Here is a 15,569-nt window from a genome sequence, read left to right as displayed (position 1 = left end):
GCAGGACACCCTCGGCAAGGCGCCATCTCCAGGCAGGACACCCTCGGCAAGGCGCCACCCCCAGGCAGGACACCCCCTGCCAGGCGCACCGCCAGACAGGACACCCCGGCCAGGTTGCCCCGGGCTGGGGCCTCCGCAGAAACCTCCGGGGGAACCCCGGCAGGCACCCCCAAGGGCCACCCCACCCCCGCACCCCCACAAGGCCCCCCGATCAAGCCCCCCCGATCAAGCCCCCTTCCACCCCTCCCATTCAGCCCCCCTTCCCAGAACACCGCCCCCAACACATTCCCGTTCGACCACCCGACCCACCCCGCCCTACCTGCGGAGTCGCCCAACTCCGCAGTCAATTCGCCCCAGTTCACGCCGGCGCGTGCGCGAGCCGCTTCACATCAATTCCTGTCCGAATCATTGACGCCCGCTGAGGGCCTCCGTACCTTGTGCCAGCAAGCGCTTACTTGAAACGATTCATGGCAGCGGACGGCGATGTCGCAAGGAGGCCCGACTGTGGGGATAAACGGGAGTGTCGAGAGGCGGACGGTCCTCAAGGCGGCCGGGGCGTCGCTCGCGGCGGCGGGGCTCGCCGCGACCACGGGCTGTGGGGGCGACAGCGGCGGGTCGGGCGACGGCACGGTCGAGATCCGCTTCGCCTGGTGGGGTGCCGAGGAGCGGGCCAAGCGCATCAACCAGTCCATCAAGCTCTTCGAGAAGAAGTACCCGAAGATCAAGGTGAAGACGGACTTCCAGGATTACGTGGCCTTTTGGGAGAAGTTCCAGACGCAGGCCGCCGGCGGGAATCCGCCGGACGTATTCCAGAACGCGGTCGCATTCCTGCGGAAGTACGACAAGAGAAGTGTTCTGCTCGACCTCAAGTCGCAAGTGGACGCCGGAAATCTGGACCTCAAGAACTTCAGGGCCGGAGTGGAGAAGGTCGGCGAGGTCGACGGAAAGCTCCTCGGCGTACCCGTCGGCTCGAACACCATGTCACTCGTCATTGACGAGAAAGTCTTCAAAGCCGCCGGCGTGACGGCCGAGCAGGGCTGGACCTGGGACGAGTACTTCGCCGCGCTCAAGAAGATCCACGACACCCAGAAGGTGGCGGGCGACACCGGCTACTTCGGGATCATGTACCTCTACGACCTCTATCTGCGCCAGAACGGCAAGGCGTTCTTCACCGAGGACGGACTCGGCTTCGAGGAGGCCGATCTGACGGAGTGGTGGCAGGACGGCTACAACCGCGTGAAGGCCGGCATCGTCACCGACCCGAAGAAGGTCGAGCAGCTCAAGCCCAAGTCCGCGCTGGCCTCCGGTGACGCCGCGTCCGAGTTCACCTGGGACAACTTCACCGTGCGCTACGCCACGGAGGGCGACAGCAGCTACGGCCTGGCGCCGATCCCCACGACCGACGGCAAGGAGACCGGCCAGTACCTCGGCTCGCTCATGCTGAGCGGTTTCGCGCGGACCAAGCACCCCAAGGAAGTCGCCCAGTTCATCTCCTTCATGGTGCACGACCCCGAGGTCGGCAAGATCATGGGTTACGACCGCGGCCTCCTCTCCACCACCGAGCAGTTCGAGGCGTACAAGCCCACTGACGCCCCCAACCAGGCGATCGCGAAGTACGAGGCGGACGTCGCCGAGGCCGGCCTGCTCGGGACCATCACGCCGCACCCGGCGGGCGCCGACACCGTGGAAGCCGCGTTCCTGCGGGTCGCCGGCGACATGTCGACGGGCAAGACCAAGGTCTCCGACGCGGTCAAGCAGTTCTTCTCCGAGGCGAAGACCGCCCTCGCCACCTGAGGGGAACAGCAGTGACGACGCTCATCAAGGACTCTCCGCCGCATGCTCCGGAGAAGCGTCCCGGCCGTCCTGTCGCCGTGCGGCGACGGGGCCGCCGGGAGAATCTGGCCGGCTACCTCTTCATGTCCCCCTGGATCGCCGGCTTCCTGCTGCTGACCGCGGGGCCCATGGCGGCATCGCTCTACTTCGCGTTCACCGACTACAACCTCTTCGACTCCCCGAAGTGGATCGGCTTCGACAACTTCACCAGGATGCTCGACGATCCCCGGTGGCAGAAGTCGGTCGAGGTGACGGCGAAGTACGTCGTCATCGGCACCCCGCTGAAACTGCTGCTCGCGCTCGGGGTCGCCCTGCTGCTCGCCCAGAGCCGGCGCGGACAGGCCTTCTACCGGGCCGCCTTCTACGCCCCCTCGCTGATCGGCGCGAGTGTGTCCATCGGCTTCGTGTGGCGCGCGCTGTTCTCCGACGACGCCGCCGTGGACCGTACGCAGTCGTTCTTCGGGCTCGACGTGGGCGGCTGGGTCGGCAACCCGGACTGGGTGCTCTACAGCCTGGTGGCACTCACCGTCTGGCAGTTCGGCGCACCCATGGTCATCTTCCTCGCCGGCCTGAAGCAGGTGCCGAAGGAGCTGTACGAGGCGGCCGAGGTGGACGGCGCGGGACCGTTCAAACGGTTCTGGAGCATCACCCTGCCGATGATCTCCCCGGTGCTGTTCTTCAACGTGCTGCTGGAGACCATCCACTCGTTCCAGATCTTCGGTTCCGCGTACGTCGTCTCCAACACCAGCTGCGGGCCGGCCGACTCCACGCTCGTCTACACCTGCTACCTGTACCAGAAGGGCTTCAAGGAGGCCCAGATGGGCTTCGCCTCGGCGATGGCCTGGATGCTGCTGCTCGCCGTGGCCCTGGTGACGGCCGTCCTCTTCTGGTCCCAGAAGCGATGGGTGCACTACGAGGAGGCCTCCCGATGAGCACCACCACCACGACCAACGGCGTCTCCACGAGTACGAGCCCGGGTACGGAGGTCACCCCGCCGCGCAGGTCCCTGGCGCCCGGGCGGAAGAGCACCGGCTCGCTCGCCTGGCACATCGGCGCCCTGCTCGTCCTCGCGGTCGTCCTCTATCCCGTCGTCTGGGTCCTTGGCGCCTCGTTCAAGCCCAGCCGGGAGATCATCGGCAGCCTGCAGCTCTTCCCGACCAGCCCGATCCTCCAGAACTTCAAGGGGCTGGCCGACGGCATCGCGGACATCTCGATCGCCACGTTCTTCCAGAACTCGCTCTTCTACGCTCTCGGCTCCGTCGTCGGCATCCTGATCTCCTGCTCGCTGACGGCGTACGCCTTCGCCCGCATCCGGTTCGCCGGGCGCAACCTGATGTTCTCGCTGATGATCGGCACCCTGCTGCTGCCGTACCACGTGCTGCTCATCCCGCAGTACGTGATGTTCCAGAAGATGGAACTGATCAATACGTACGTGCCGCTGCTGATCGGCAAGTTCCTCGCCACCGAGGCGTTCTTCGTCTTCCTCATGGTGCAGTTCATGCGGAACCTGCCCAGGGAGCTGGACGAGGCGGCACGGCTCGACGGCTGCGGGCATCTGCGGATCTACTGGTCGATCGTGCTGCCGCTGTGCCGGCCGGCCCTGATCACCAGCGCGATCTTCACCTTCATCAACGCCTGGAACGACTTCATGGGCCCGCTGATCTACCTCAACGAGCCCGCCAAGTACACCGTCTCCCTCGGCATGATGATGTTCCGCGACCAGGAGGGCGTCGCCAACTACGGCGGCATGATCGCCATGTCGCTGGTGGCGCTGCTGCCCGTGCTGGCCTTCTTCCTCGCCTTCCAGCGCTATCTGATCGACGGTATGGCGACCTCCGGTCTGAAGGGCTGACACACATGAAGGCTCGTACGGCACCGGCACCCGCGTCGGCTTCCGCCCGGAAGCCCCCGAAGCGGGAGTCCGCCCTCGCCGAGCGGTTCGCGCTCTTCGCCGAGTGTCTGCTCACCGGGGTGTGGATCGCGGTGGCCTCGCTGCCCGTGGTCACCTACCCCGCCGCGTTCGCCGCCGGGTCCCGGCATCTGCGGCGGCGTACGGCCCACGAGGCGGGCGGCTGGCGGGAGTTCGTCGTGGATTTCCGCACGGCCGTGCGCGGCGGGTGGATCGCCGGGCTCGCAGGATGGGCCGCCGCGCTCGCGGTGTGGGTGGATGTGCAGGCCGTGCGCGCGGGGATCCCCGGCGGCCCGTTCGTCGGGGCCGTGGGGCTGTTCGCGCTGCTCGGGCTGGCCGTCGCGGGGCTTCGTGCGGCGGCGGTCTGGGAGCCGGGCGCCCGGTGGCGGGAACTGCTGGGCGCCGCCGGACGCCGTACCGTCCTGGATCCCGCCGGGTCCTTCCTGCTCGTCGGCGGACTGGCTGTCGTGGCCGTCTCCGGCTGGTTCGTGCCGCCGCTGGCGATCCCCGTCCTGGGGGCCGTCGCGGCGGCGGCCCTCGCCGTGGAGGAACGCGGCCGGCACCGCTGACCAGCCGTTCCGGTGGCTTCGACCGCCCCGACCCCGACCCCGACCCCGACCCCGACCGCTCCGACCGCTCCGAACCAGGTCGGCGCCTCGGCGTCGTACCTCCCCCTGTCATGCACCTGACCTCCTCGCAAGGAAAGGAAAGGCCATGTCCCCCATCCCCCGCAGGTCCCTCCTCAAGGCGGCCGCCGTCGCCGGAGCCGCCGCCCAGTTCAGCTGGGCCCTGGGCGCGCAGGAGGCGCAGGCCGCCCCGAGAGCCGAGGCCGCCGACGCGGATCCGGTGACCCTGGACTGGCTGGAGGACGGCGGCCTCGGCGAGGCGCCCGGCTCGACTGTGGGCGTGCCCTGGCCGAAGGGCGCGTACGACAAGGACCAGACGTTCGCGCTGACCGACGCCGACGGCAAGGCCGTGCCCGTCCAGTCCTGGCCGATCGGCTACTGGCCCGACGGCTCCCTGAAGTGGACCGCGCACGCGGTCGGGCCGGGGGCGGGCAGCGGAGAACTCACCCTCGACGCGGGTTCGCCCGCCGCCCCGGAGAAGAAGGTCACGGTCGGCAGGAGCGGCGGCACCATCACCGTCTCGACCGGGGTCATCACCGCGAAGATCGGCCGGAGCGGCTCCACCCTCGTCAAGTCCGTCACCCGCGGCTCGACGGAGATCGCCAAGGACGGCCGCCTCGTGCTGCTGCGCCAGCCCGAGATCGAGGACGGCGACCAGGGCGCCGAGAAGTACGAGCGGTTCGAGAGCGCCATCGCGGAGGTGGAGGTCGAGCAGGACGGCCCGGTCCGTGCCGTGGTCCGCATCGACGGCAAGCACCGCAAGGGCAGCCGGAGCTGGCTGCCCTTCTCGGTCCGGCTCTACTTCTACGCGGGCGGCGAGTCGTTCCGCATGGTGCACACGATCACCTTCGACGGCACCCAGGAGCCCGGGAAGGCGAGCGGGGACTTCATCCGCGGCATCGGCGTCCGCTTCAAGGTGCCGATGCGCGACGCCGCGTACGACCGGCACATCCGTATCGGCGGGGAGGGGACCGGGCTGCTGCGCGAGGCGGTCAAGGGCATCACCGGGCTGCGCCGGGACCCGGGCGCGGCCATCCGGACGGCCCAGTTCGAGGGGCGGAAGCTGCCCGATCCGTCGACCTGGGACCAGCGGGTGACCACCCGGCTCCAGTACATCCCCGAGTGGGGCGACTACACCCTCTCGCAGCTCTCCGCCGACGGCTTCGGCGTGCGCAAGCGCACCAAGAAGGGCCACGGCTGGATCTCCGCGGGCGGTGGCCGGCGGGCCGGCGGCTTCGGGTACGTGGGTGGTGCCAGCGGTGGACTCTCCTTCGGGCTGCGGGACTTCTGGGAGAAGTTCCCCGCCCAGCTCGACATCCGCGACGCCCAGACCGACGAGGCCGAGGTCACGCTCTGGCTCTGGTCGCCCGAGTCGCAGCCCATGGACCTGCGCTTCTACCACGACGGCATGGGCCAGGACACCTATCCCGAGCAGCTCGAAGGCCTCAACATCACCTACGAGGACTACGAGCCCGGCTTCGGCACCCCCTACGGCATCGCCCGCACCAGCGAACTCCTCTTCTGGGCCCACGAGTCGACACCGAGCGCCGAGGCGATGGCGAAGCAGGTGGCCGCCGTACGCAAGCCGGCACAGCTCGCCGCTCCGCCCAGGCACCTCGTCAAGGCGGGCGTCTTCGGCGGGCTGTTCGCCGAACCGGACCGCTCCACCGCCGCCAAGGCGAAGATCGAGGACCATCTCGACTTCCTCTTCACCTATTACAAGGACCAGGTGGAGATGCGTAGGTGGTACGGGTTCTGGGACTACGGCGACATCATGCACACGTACGATCCGAGCCGTCACCAGTGGTGCTACGACGTCGGCGGCTACGCCTGGGACAACTCCGAGCTGTCGCCCGACCTGTGGCTCTGGTTCGCCTACATGCGCTCCGGGCGCGCCGACATCTTCCGGTTCGCGGAGGCGATGACCCGGCACACCGGCGAGGTCGACGTCTACCACCTGGGCGAGTGGGCCGGCCTCGGCACCCGGCACGGCGTGCAGCACTACGCCGACAGCGCCAAGCAGCAGCGCATCGCCAACACGACCTACCGGCGCTACTACTACTTCCTCACCGGTGACGAACGGGTCGGCGACCTCATGCACGCCAACGTCGACTCCGACGAGACGTTCCTCGTGCTCGATCCGATCCGCAAGATCCGCACCGAGCCGTACGAGCCGGACCGCAACGCCCTCTCGATCGGCTTCGGCACCGACTGGAGCGGGCTCGTGTCGGCGTGGCTCACCGAGTGGGAGCGGCGCGGGCCGAAGTGGGAGAAGGCGAAGGCGCGGGTGCTGTCGACGATGGAGACCATCGCCGCGCAGCCGAACGGGTTCGTCCAGGGCAGTGCGCTGTACGACCTGGACACCGGGAGGTTCGCCGTCGCGGACTCGGCCGTGGTGGGTGTCTCGCACCTGTCCGCGATGTTCGGGCTCGTCGAGCTGAACGCCGAACTGCTCGACCAGATCGACATGCCGGAGTTCAAGGAGGCGTGGCTCGACTACTGCCGGTACTTCAACGCGACCAAGGCCGAGCAGAAGGCTCGTTACGGGTCCGACTTCGGGTCGCTGCTGCTGTTCCAGGGGCACTCGCGGCAGGACGCGTACGCGGCTGTCGAGCTGGGGGACGACGCGCTGGCCGCGCGGGCGTGGCGGCAGTTCTACAACAGTGCCGACACGTGGGACTACAAGGAGTCGACCGACTGGTCCACGAAGGAGGTGGCGGGGCCGGTGGGGTTGGTCCCGGGGAGCGAGGCGTCCTGGGTGTCGACGAACACGACTGCGTTGTACGGGTTGGCGGCGATTCAGAATCTGGCGTTGATCGGCGACAAGATGCCGTGACGCTGCCGCTGGGGGTGGGGCCCTTCGGGGGCGCGGGGAACTGCGCGGCCAGCCACGACGTGCGCGCGGCGGTACACGTGCCCGCGGTGCGCTGCGCCCCCACGGGGCTGGGGTCCCCTCCGGGGTGGGGTGTCCGGGTGCGGGTCGGTTGTGGCTGGGCGCGCCGTTCCCCGCGCCCCTCGGGAGCGCCCCTGGCGGGGCGACTCCCCGCAGGGGGCCTCGTCGGGCGTCGGTGTCAGTGCATTCTGCCCAGGACATCCCTGACCCGGCGGGCGTCCCGTAGGCGTTGTTCGTAGGTGGCGCCCAGGGTCAGGAGCAGGAGGCCGGCCAGGGCGGGGGGCGCCCAGCGGGGGACCGCGCCCATGGCCTGGGCCATGTACGGGGCCAGTTCGTGGAGCGCGACCAGGACCAGGGTGCCGCCGCCGAGGACGAGCGGTGCCCGGAGGCGGTGCCGGACGCCGATGAGGGTGACGGCGAGTGCCGCGGCACCCAGGAGCAGGGGGCGCGGCCAGTTCGCGTCGCCCCACACGGCCAGGAGGCTCGGCAGCAGCGTCACCGAGAGGCCGGGACCGTACGCCGTCCAGGACGAGGCCTCCGCGTCACGGCTCCTGCGGGCGTACCCGAGAAGCAGCGCGGGCACGGTCACCGGCAGCGTGTACGCCTCCGGGGCGCCGACCTCCCAGGCGGCCAGCCGGACCCACGCGGCCAGCACGAACAGCGCGGCCGCCGCATGGCCGACCCGCCTGCGGTCCTCGCGTACGGCGGTGCCCGCGGCGATCACGCCGCACAGGGCCAGGACCAGGGCGAGGACGGGCGGTTCGGCGGTCGCGAGGGCGATCGCCAGCAGTGCCGCGACGACTCCCGTGATCTCGGCGGACACCGTCGTCGCGCGATCGCCGAGCCGGGGCGCCAGCACCGCGGCAACGGCCGGCACCACCAGGACGAGCAGCGCGATGTACTGCGGCTGCCGGCCGAGGGACGCGCCGACGGCACAGGCGAGCGCCGTGGCGTACGCGAGGGCGGTGGCCGTGGTGACGGCCCGGATGGTCGTCCACTTCCGTGGGACGGCGGCCGAGGCGAAGGCCGCGGTCAGGCTTGCGAGCACGGCCAGTGTGGCGGCCTCGGAGGTCAGGGAGAGGGCCACGAGGTGGAGCGAGCCGACGAGTGCGAGGCAGAGCGCGGTGGTCGGGAGCAGAGGTGCGCGGCGGCCTTCCGGCAGGGGGCGGTCGCCGGTCGCGGACGTGTACGCCGCCGCCGTCAGCAGTGCCGCCGTGATCGCGCCGTGCGCCGACAGGGCTGCCGGGTAGGGGAGCTGTGCGATGGCGGGCAGGGCGAGGGTCGCGGACCAGGCCAGGAGCAGTGCCCCGCTCGAAGCGAGGGGGCGGAGCGGGCTGCTCCGGAACCGCAGGGCCAGCACCGCCGCCACCGCCGCCAGCACCAGCGGGGCGCTCTCCGTGCCGGACGGCCAGGGCGCGGAGATCGTCACCGCGTCGCGGGCGTCCGACGGCGTACCCGACCACACGTGTGCGGCCCAGCCGACCGGGCCGAGAAGGGCCAGGGCGACGAGGGGCAGGGCCCAGGCCACTGCGAGCGCCTGCACCGTCGCGGACGACAGGTGCAGGCCTCGGCGTACGGTCCCGGGCAGCCAGGTGCCGCGTACCGACAGCAGTGCGCTCGCGCAGGCCAGACAGGCCGGTACCGTCCACACACCGGGCAGTACCGGGCGCAGCACGCCGCCCGCCGCGGCGACGGCGATCAGACCGCCGGCCGACGCCAGACCGAGAGCGGCCCGCGCCTCGGGGGCACGCCAGGCGGCCCCGAGCGCGATCGCCGCGGCGAGGGCGAGGAGCGCCGCCGCACGGGCGGCGGCGCTCGGACCGGGGGCGTCCCACGTGAGGAAGCCGGCCGCCAGGACGCCGAGGGCGCCCGTCCCGTACGCGCCGACGGCGGCGACGACTCGTACGGACCGGATGGACCGCACCGGGGCGGAAAGGGCCAGCGCCGTGTCCGACGCGGCCGTCACCAGGAGTGCTGCCGTGATCGTGTGGTCGCCCGCACCGGCCGCCACCGCCCAGAGCAGCAGGGGGAGTTGGGCCGTCGCCACGGCCGCCGGGAGCGGCAGCCGCAGATCGCCGAGAACACGGCCGTACGCCGTCCACAGCGCGGCCAGGAGCGCCGTCGCCGCTGCCGCGTAGCCGGTGCCGTCCACCGCGGAGAGGGCGACCTCGTGCAGGGCGTAGGCGTCGAGCACCGTCAGGGCGAGGCCGAGGCCCGCCACCGATTCAGCCGTCGAGCGGAGGCCGCGCTTCAGCAGTGGCACCGGCGCGGCGAGCGCGGCCGTCGTGACCGCGCCGAGGACCGCCGCCCGTCCGGCGATGCCCATGTCGCCCCAGCTCACCAGCGTGAACGCGATGGCCGCGATGGTCAGCAGGACGCCGCCGAGCACGAGCAGCACGTTCTGCACACCGGGGGCCGTGGCCTCCGGGCGTCGGGGCCGGGGCCCGCGCGGTGGCCAGGTGGCAGGGACATGGGCCGGGGCCGCCTGGGGCCCGGCCGACCGGAGCACGTCGAGCAGCCAGATCCGGCGGGCCAGCAACTGGGCCCTGCGGGCGTCCAGTTGCCACAGCTCGTGGTCGAGGATCCGCAACTCCTCGGCCGGCGGCGGAATGTTCGTCATGCCTCGGAGTGTGGTCCGGGTCACGGCCCACGGCATGAGCGCACGTACTCAGGACGTACTCAGATCCGTCATGGGCAGTCGTGAGCAGTCGTGGGCAGTCGTGGGCGGCCCCGGGAGGTCATGGGCTTGTCGTGGGCGGGCAGACCCGGATCATGAGACCCATGGACTGGACGCACTACCGCTTCCGCAGCCTCTGGACCCTCGCCGCCCCGCCCGACGACGTCTACGGCGCGCTGGCCGACGCCGAGCACTATCCGCGCTGGTGGCCGCAGGTGCGCGAGGTGACGCCCTTCGACGAGGTCAGCGGTGTCATCCGGATCCGCTCGGTGCTGCCCTACGACCTGGTGTTCACCGCCAGGGAGGTCCGGCGCGACCGGGCGGCCGGAATCCTGGAGATCGCGATGACGGGTGACGTGGACGGCTGGGCGCGGTGGACCGTCGCCGCCGACGGGCCGGACACCCGCGCCCGTTACGACCAGGAGGTGCACGTGACCAAGCCGCTGCTGCGACGCTTCGCGGTACCGGGGCGGCCCGTCTTCCGCGCCAATCACGCGCTGATGATGCGGGCGGGGCGGCGGGGGCTGGCCGCCCACCTCCGGGGGAACCGCGAAGCGGTTTGAAGGAAACGCACGGAGACCTGTATTGTTCGGTGCGTTCCCGGGCGATTAGCTCAGTGGGAGAGCGCTTCGTTCACACCGAAGAGGTCACTGGTTCGAACCCAGTATCGCCCACCGGGAGAGGCCGGTCCGTCACAGACGGACCGGCTTTTTGCATGCCTGGCGTCCGGGCACCGCGCACGGCGTGGCTCCGGCCCCGCACCCGGCGTCGCTCAGGCGGCCTCCGCCGGGAGTTCGGGCCGCAGGGGCCAGGACTGGTCGACCAGCTCCTCCGAGCCGCTGCGGGCGAACCACGCCTGCAGGCCGCGGGCCTGCGCCGCGTGCCAGCCGCCCTGCAGCGTGTGCAGTTCGGCCGGCGAGAGCCGCTCCATGCGGGTCGCGAAACGCCGCCCGATCGCCCGGACGACCTCCAGCGAGGCCAGCGCGTCGGCCGCCGCCTCGTGGGCGCCCTGCAGCTCCACCTCGTAGTGCTCGCACAGGTCCGTGAGCGTGCGGCGGCCCTTGCGGTAGCGGTCCAGATACTTGTCGAGGACCCGCGGATCGAGGACGCGCAGCGGCACGGACTCGAACCAGTGGTCCAGCGAGGATGCCCGGTGCCTGCGCAACTCCCGGTCCAGGAGCGTCAGATCGAAGGGCGCGTTCATCACCACGAGCGGGCGTCCCGCCGCGCTCTGTTCGGCCAGCTCCCTGACTATCTCGTCCATGACGGGCGACGGCCAGCGGCCGCTGCGCCGCAGGTGTTCGTCCGTCAGCCCGTGCACCGCCGTGGCCGCCTCGGGCACCGGCACCCCCGGATTCACCAGCCAGCGACGCACGCGCGGGCGGCTGCCGGGAGCGTCCTGCACGACGATGGCCGCCGACACGATCCGGTCGGTTTCCACGTCGACACCGGTCGTCTCCGTGTCGAAAGCGGTCAAGGGCCCTTCGTACCAGCACGTCATACGCACACAACTCCTCGTTCACCTTCGGCAGTTGACGCGCCGTCCCCTGCCCTTTTTGTGATACCCGGGCTGTTTGCGCCGTACGCCGGGAGGAGACAACAGAGGTACGGGTCTTTGCAGTTCAGCGACTCGGCACGGGGATTCACGGGATTCGGAAGGCTGTTGGACATGGCGCTCGCGCAGCCCGAGCAGGGCGGGCTGCTGCCCCGGCGGACGGCACCGCATCGCGGCTCACTGGCCACCACCGCATGCATGGAGACGCTGCAGGTCGGCTATCTGCACGCGGTGGCGGCCGCCTCGGGCTGCTCCCTGTCCCAGCCCTTTCCGGACAACGGCATCGACTGGCACGTCAGCCACAGCGCCCCCGGGCACACGGTCGACGACGAAGTCACCATCAAGGTGCAGCTCAAGTGCACGTACCAGATCCCGCCGAACCCGCCGGGCGCCGGCTTCTCCTTCACGCTCGACAACGCCCACCTGGAGAAGCTGGCCCGGACCCCGGTCTCGGTGCACAAAATACTGGTCGTGATGCTCGTGCCCAGATCACAGGACGACTGGCTGCGTGCCGGCCACGAAGGCCTCGACCTGCGGCACTGCTGCTACTGGATCAACCTCGCCGGACACCGGATCACCGGCCGGCGCAGGACCACCGTGCGGATACCGACCACGCGCGTCTTCGACGACAGGGCGCTCTGCGAGATCATGACGCGGGTCGGTACGGGAGGCAGACCGTGACGCACCGCCCCTTCGACGAGCCCCTACGCCCCGTCAGGCCCCACCCCGTCGAGCCGCCCGGGCCGTGGGACCAGCCGCCGAGGCCCGACGAGGTCGACCCCGCCGTCCTCGGTGCGCTGCTGCACCGGCACGGCTGGCAGCGCCGCGGCGGAGCACCCGGCCGGTACGGCCGCTGGACCCCACCCGGCCCCGGCGGATCCGGCACCAGCCTGCTCGTGCCGGAGAGCCGGGCGTTCCCGGACAGCGAGGACCTTCTGGGGGAGGCCCTCCTCGCGCTGTCGCGCAGCGGTTCGCCGTCCGCCCGTGACGTCCTGGTCGGCCTCGCCGTGCCCAGCGACGAGATCCACTGGTGGCGCGATGTGCCGGTGGGCCCGGTCGGCACGTCGCCGTGGACGGTCGAGGAACAGATGCGCACGGCGGCACGGCGGATCCTCCTCGCCGGCGCCCTCGCCACCCGTGGGCGGGCCGGCTACCACGGCGCCCGCCACCGCAGGCCCGCCGCCGCCTCCCTGGAGAACGTGCTGGTCGGAGCTTCCCCCGGTGGCCGTCGTCTCACCGCTTTCGTCCCGGTCGCCACCGGCCGCCCCCTCGCCGTCCGGCTGCGCCAGGCGTTGTACGCGGCCCGTGAGGCGATCGACTACCGGCGTGCCACCGGTGGCATGGACGCCTTCGACGGGGCTGTCGAGGCGGGTGTGAGCCATGAGCTGACGGAGGCGCTCGTGGTGCTGGTGCGGGGCACGGAGGGTGCCAGGATCGCTGTCGGGTGGGCGCCCGCCGCCGGGGTCCCCGAGGGGTGCGCGGCGTCCGCGGAACCCGTCGAGTTCTCGCCCGGCGACCTGCCCGCGCTGCGCGAGGCGGGGGCCCGCTATCTGCGCGAGGAGCCGTCCGTGCCCGTGCGCATCACCGGCGCCGTGGTGCGGATGCGCAGGTCAGGGCCGCGCGGCGACGGAACCGTACGGCTGAAGGTCATCGCGGGCGCCGAGGTGCCGCACGTCCGGATGACCCTGGACGAGGAGTCGTACCGGATCGCCGGGCAGGCCCATCTCGTCGGGCTCCCGGTGCGGGTGCACGGCCGGCTGGAGAGCCGCGGCGGATTCAGGCGGCTGACCGGGGCGTCCGGGGTGACACCGGTCCAGGTGGACGAGGCGGAACGCGACCGCCTGATGAAGTCGCTCCAGGAGAACCTCGACGTCTTCGAGGAGGCGTGCACCGAGGACTGACGTGGGGGTGGGTCAGGGGCGTGCTCGGTCGCGGGCCGCGGGGCGGGACCGACGGCCGTGGGGGACAACCGTTTCGCGGTGGGCGCCCCCGGCTCGGTACGATCCTTCCAAGACGCGCGCAGGAGTCGCCGCGCGCGTTCCCTTCAGGTAGGAGAGTCCGGTGTCAGACGTCCGTGTGATCATCCAACGCGATTCCGAGCGGGAAGAGCGCGTGGTGACGACGGGGACTACGGCGGCCGAGCTCTTCGCCGGTGAGCGCACCATCGTGGCCGCGCGCGTGGCCGGCGAGCTGAAGGACCTCGCGTACGAGGTGAAGGACGGCGAGACCGTCGAGAGCGTCGAGATCTCCTCCAAGGACGGCCTCGACATCCTGCGCCACTCCACCGCGCACGTGATGGCCCAGGCCGTGCAGGAGCTGTTCCCCGAGGCCAAGCTGGGCATCGGCCCGCCGGTCAAGGACGGCTTCTACTACGACTTCGACGTGGCGAGGCCCTTCACCCCCGAGGACCTCAAGGCCGTCGAGAAGAAGATGCAGGAGATCCAGAAGCGCGGCCAGCGCTTCTCCCGCCGGGTCGTCACCGACGAGGCCGCCCGCGAGGAACTCGCCGACGAGCCGTACAAGCTGGAGCTCATCGGCCTCAAGGGCGCCGCTTCGAGCGACGACGGCGCGGACGTCGAGGTGGGCGCCGGCGAGCTCACCATCTACGACAACCTCGACGCCAAGACCGGCGACCTGTGCTGGAAGGACCTCTGCCGCGGTCCCCACCTGCCCACCACCCGGAACATCCCGGCGTTCAAGCTGATGCGCAACGCCGCCGCCTACTGGCGCGGCAGCGAGAAGAACCCGATGCTCCAGCGCATCTACGGCACCGCCTGGCCCACCAAGGACGAGCTGAAGGCGCACCTGGAGTTCCTCGCCGAGGCCGAGAAGCGCGACCACCGCAAGCTCGGCAACGAACTGGACCTGTTCTCCATCCCGGAGCAGATCGGCTCGGGCCTCGCGGTCTTCCACCCCAAGGGCGGCATCATCCGCCGCGTCATGGAGGACTACTCGCGGCGCCGCCACGAGGAGGAGGGGTACGAGTTCGTCTACACCCCGCACGCCACCAAGGGGAAGCTCTTCGAGACCTCGGGCCACCTGGACTGGTACGCCGACGGCATGTACCCGCCCATGCAGCTCGACGAGGGCGTGGACTACTACCTCAAGCCCATGAACTGCCCGATGCACAACCTGATCTTCGACGCGCGCGGCCGCTCCTACCGTGAACTGCCGCTGCGCCTCTTCGAGTTCGGAACCGTGTACCGGTACGAGAAGTCCGGTGTCGTGCACGGTCTGACCCGGGCCCGCGGCTTCACCCAGGACGACGCGCACATCTACTGCACCCGCGAGCAGATGGCCGAGGAGCTCGACCGGACGCTGACCTTCGTGCTCGGGCTGCTGCGCGACTACGGCCTGACCGACTTCTACCTGGAGCTGTCCACCAAGGACCCGGAGAAGTTCGTCGGCTCGGACGAGGCCTGGGACGAGGCCACCAAGACACTGCGGCAGGTGGCCGAGAAGCAGGGCCTCCCGCTCGTCCCGGACCCGGGCGGCGCCGCGTTCTACGGGCCGAAGATCTCCGTCCAGTGCAAGGACGCGATCGGCCGGACCTGGCAGATGTCGACCGTGCAGCTCGACTTCAACCTGCCCGAGCGGTTCGACCTGGAGTACACCGGCCCCGACGGCACCAAGCAGCGCCCCGTCATGATCCACCGGGCGCTGTTCGGGTCGATCGAGCGCTTCTTCGCGGTGCTCCTTGAGCACTACGCGGGCGCGTTCCCGGCGTGGCTGGCGCCCGTCCAGGCGGTCGGCATCCCGATCGGCGACGCGCACATCGACCATCTGCGGAAGTTCGCCGCCGAGGCGAAGAAGAAGGGGCTGCGGGTCGAGGTCGACTCGTCCTCCGACCGCATGCAGAAGAAGATCCGCAACGCCCAGAAGCAGAAGGTGCCCTTCATGGTCATCGCGGGCGACGAGGACATGGTCGCCGGTGCCGTCTCCTTCCGTTACCGCGACGGCTCCCAGGAGAACGGCATCCCGCTCGACGAGGCCATCGCGAAGATCGCGAAGGTCGTCGAGGAGCGGGTGCAGATCTGAGGCCCCGCGCGCCGAGGCGCGCGACGACAAGCCCCCGG

At 70.8% G+C, this 15,569-nt stretch carries 11 protein-coding genes and 1 tRNA gene; 10 read left to right on the top strand and 2 right to left on the bottom strand.

The window, feature by feature from the left end; all coding sequences use genetic code 11:
* Window positions 1-504 precede the first annotated feature (504 nt).
* The 5 genes from ACH4DZ_RS21670 (at window position 505) to ACH4DZ_RS21650 (ending at window position 7,204) form a co-directional block, all read left to right on the top strand.
* A complete protein-coding gene (locus ACH4DZ_RS21670; RefSeq protein ID WP_398288872.1) occupies window positions 505-1,794 on the top strand; it encodes an extracellular solute-binding protein in 1,290 nt (429 codons plus the stop codon).
* Between the two features lie 11 nt (window positions 1,795-1,805).
* Window positions 1,806-2,765: a carbohydrate ABC transporter permease gene (locus tag ACH4DZ_RS21665; RefSeq protein ID WP_398288871.1), complete on the top strand. Its 960-nt coding sequence runs from the start codon at window positions 1,806-1,808 to the stop codon at window positions 2,763-2,765.
* On the top strand, window positions 2,762-3,685 hold the full coding sequence (locus ACH4DZ_RS21660; RefSeq protein WP_398288869.1) for a carbohydrate ABC transporter permease: 924 nt from the start codon (window positions 2,762-2,764) through the stop codon (window positions 3,683-3,685). Before ACH4DZ_RS21665 ends, ACH4DZ_RS21660 begins: the two co-directional genes overlap by 4 nt.
* 5 nt (window positions 3,686-3,690) lie before the next feature.
* Window positions 3,691-4,311 (top strand): hypothetical protein, encoded by a 621-nt coding sequence (locus ACH4DZ_RS21655; protein WP_398288868.1) that lies wholly within the window; start codon window positions 3,691-3,693, stop codon window positions 4,309-4,311.
* 145 nt (window positions 4,312-4,456) lie between these two features.
* Window positions 4,457-7,204: a Tat pathway signal sequence domain protein gene (locus ACH4DZ_RS21650; protein ID WP_398288866.1), complete on the top strand. Its 2,748-nt coding sequence runs from the start codon at window positions 4,457-4,459 to the stop codon at window positions 7,202-7,204.
* A gap of 235 nt (window positions 7,205-7,439) precedes the next feature.
* Here ACH4DZ_RS21650 and ACH4DZ_RS21645 read toward each other — a convergent pair whose 3' ends face one another.
* Window positions 7,440-9,881: an SCO7613 C-terminal domain-containing membrane protein gene (locus ACH4DZ_RS21645; RefSeq protein WP_398288865.1), complete on the bottom strand. Its 2,442-nt coding sequence runs from the start codon at window positions 9,879-9,881 to the stop codon at window positions 7,440-7,442.
* Window positions 9,882-10,042: 161 nt separating this feature from the next.
* Between ACH4DZ_RS21645 and ACH4DZ_RS21640 the strand changes: the two genes are divergently transcribed.
* Window positions 10,043-10,501, top strand: a complete 459-nt coding sequence (locus ACH4DZ_RS21640; RefSeq protein WP_398288864.1) for an SRPBCC family protein — start codon at window positions 10,043-10,045, stop codon at window positions 10,499-10,501.
* 39 nt (window positions 10,502-10,540) lie between these two features.
* Window positions 10,541-10,612, top strand: a tRNA-Val gene (locus ACH4DZ_RS21635).
* A gap of 98 nt (window positions 10,613-10,710) precedes the next feature.
* Here the strand turns inward: ACH4DZ_RS21635 and ACH4DZ_RS21630 are convergent.
* Window positions 10,711-11,439: a 3'-5' exonuclease gene (locus ACH4DZ_RS21630; protein WP_398288862.1), complete on the bottom strand. Its 729-nt coding sequence runs from the start codon at window positions 11,437-11,439 to the stop codon at window positions 10,711-10,713.
* Window positions 11,440-11,607: 168 nt separating this feature from the next.
* Here ACH4DZ_RS21630 and ACH4DZ_RS21625 point away from each other — a divergent pair, with 168 nt between their 5' ends.
* From ACH4DZ_RS21625 to thrS, 3 genes are all read left to right on the top strand, one after another.
* Window positions 11,608-12,174 (top strand): DUF4365 domain-containing protein, encoded by a 567-nt coding sequence (locus ACH4DZ_RS21625; protein ID WP_398288861.1) that lies wholly within the window; start codon window positions 11,608-11,610, stop codon window positions 12,172-12,174.
* Entirely contained in the window at window positions 12,171-13,394 is a 1,224-nt protein-coding gene (locus ACH4DZ_RS21620; protein ID WP_398288860.1) for a hypothetical protein, read from the top strand. Before ACH4DZ_RS21625 ends, ACH4DZ_RS21620 begins: the two co-directional genes overlap by 4 nt.
* A gap of 160 nt (window positions 13,395-13,554) precedes the next feature.
* Complete coding sequence (gene thrS / locus ACH4DZ_RS21615) at window positions 13,555-15,531, top strand: threonine--tRNA ligase (protein WP_398288858.1); 1,977 nt, start codon at window positions 13,555-13,557, stop codon at window positions 15,529-15,531.
* The last annotated feature ends 38 nt before the right edge of the window (window positions 15,532-15,569 follow it).

Origin of the sequence: Streptomyces sp. NPDC017991 (assembly GCF_044328075.1) — a bacterium.
GTDB lineage: Bacteria > Actinomycetota > Actinomycetes > Streptomycetales > Streptomycetaceae > Streptomyces.
This window is presented reverse-complemented; position numbering and strand designations above follow the sequence as displayed.

Bases quoted from the DNA above. Each gene is read 5' to 3' on its own strand.
- ACH4DZ_RS21660 (WP_398288869.1), top strand. From the start codon at position 2,762: ATGAGCACCACCACCACGACCAACGGCGTCTCCACGAGTACGAGCCCG.
- ACH4DZ_RS21655 (WP_398288868.1), top strand. From the start codon at position 3,691: ATGAAGGCTCGTACGGCACCGGCACCCGCGTCGGCTTCCGCCCGGAAG.
- ACH4DZ_RS21625 (WP_398288861.1), top strand. From the start codon at position 11,608: ATGGCGCTCGCGCAGCCCGAGCAGGGCGGGCTGCTGCCCCGGCGGACG.
- ACH4DZ_RS21640 (WP_398288864.1), top strand. From the start codon at position 10,043: ATGGACTGGACGCACTACCGCTTCCGCAGCCTCTGGACCCTCGCCGCC.
- ACH4DZ_RS21630 (WP_398288862.1), bottom strand. From the start codon at position 11,439: ATGACGTGCTGGTACGAAGGGCCCTTGACCGCTTTCGACACGGAGACG.
- ACH4DZ_RS21650 (WP_398288866.1), top strand. From the start codon at position 4,457: ATGTCCCCCATCCCCCGCAGGTCCCTCCTCAAGGCGGCCGCCGTCGCC.
- ACH4DZ_RS21645 (WP_398288865.1), bottom strand. From the start codon at position 9,881: ATGACGAACATTCCGCCGCCGGCCGAGGAGTTGCGGATCCTCGACCAC.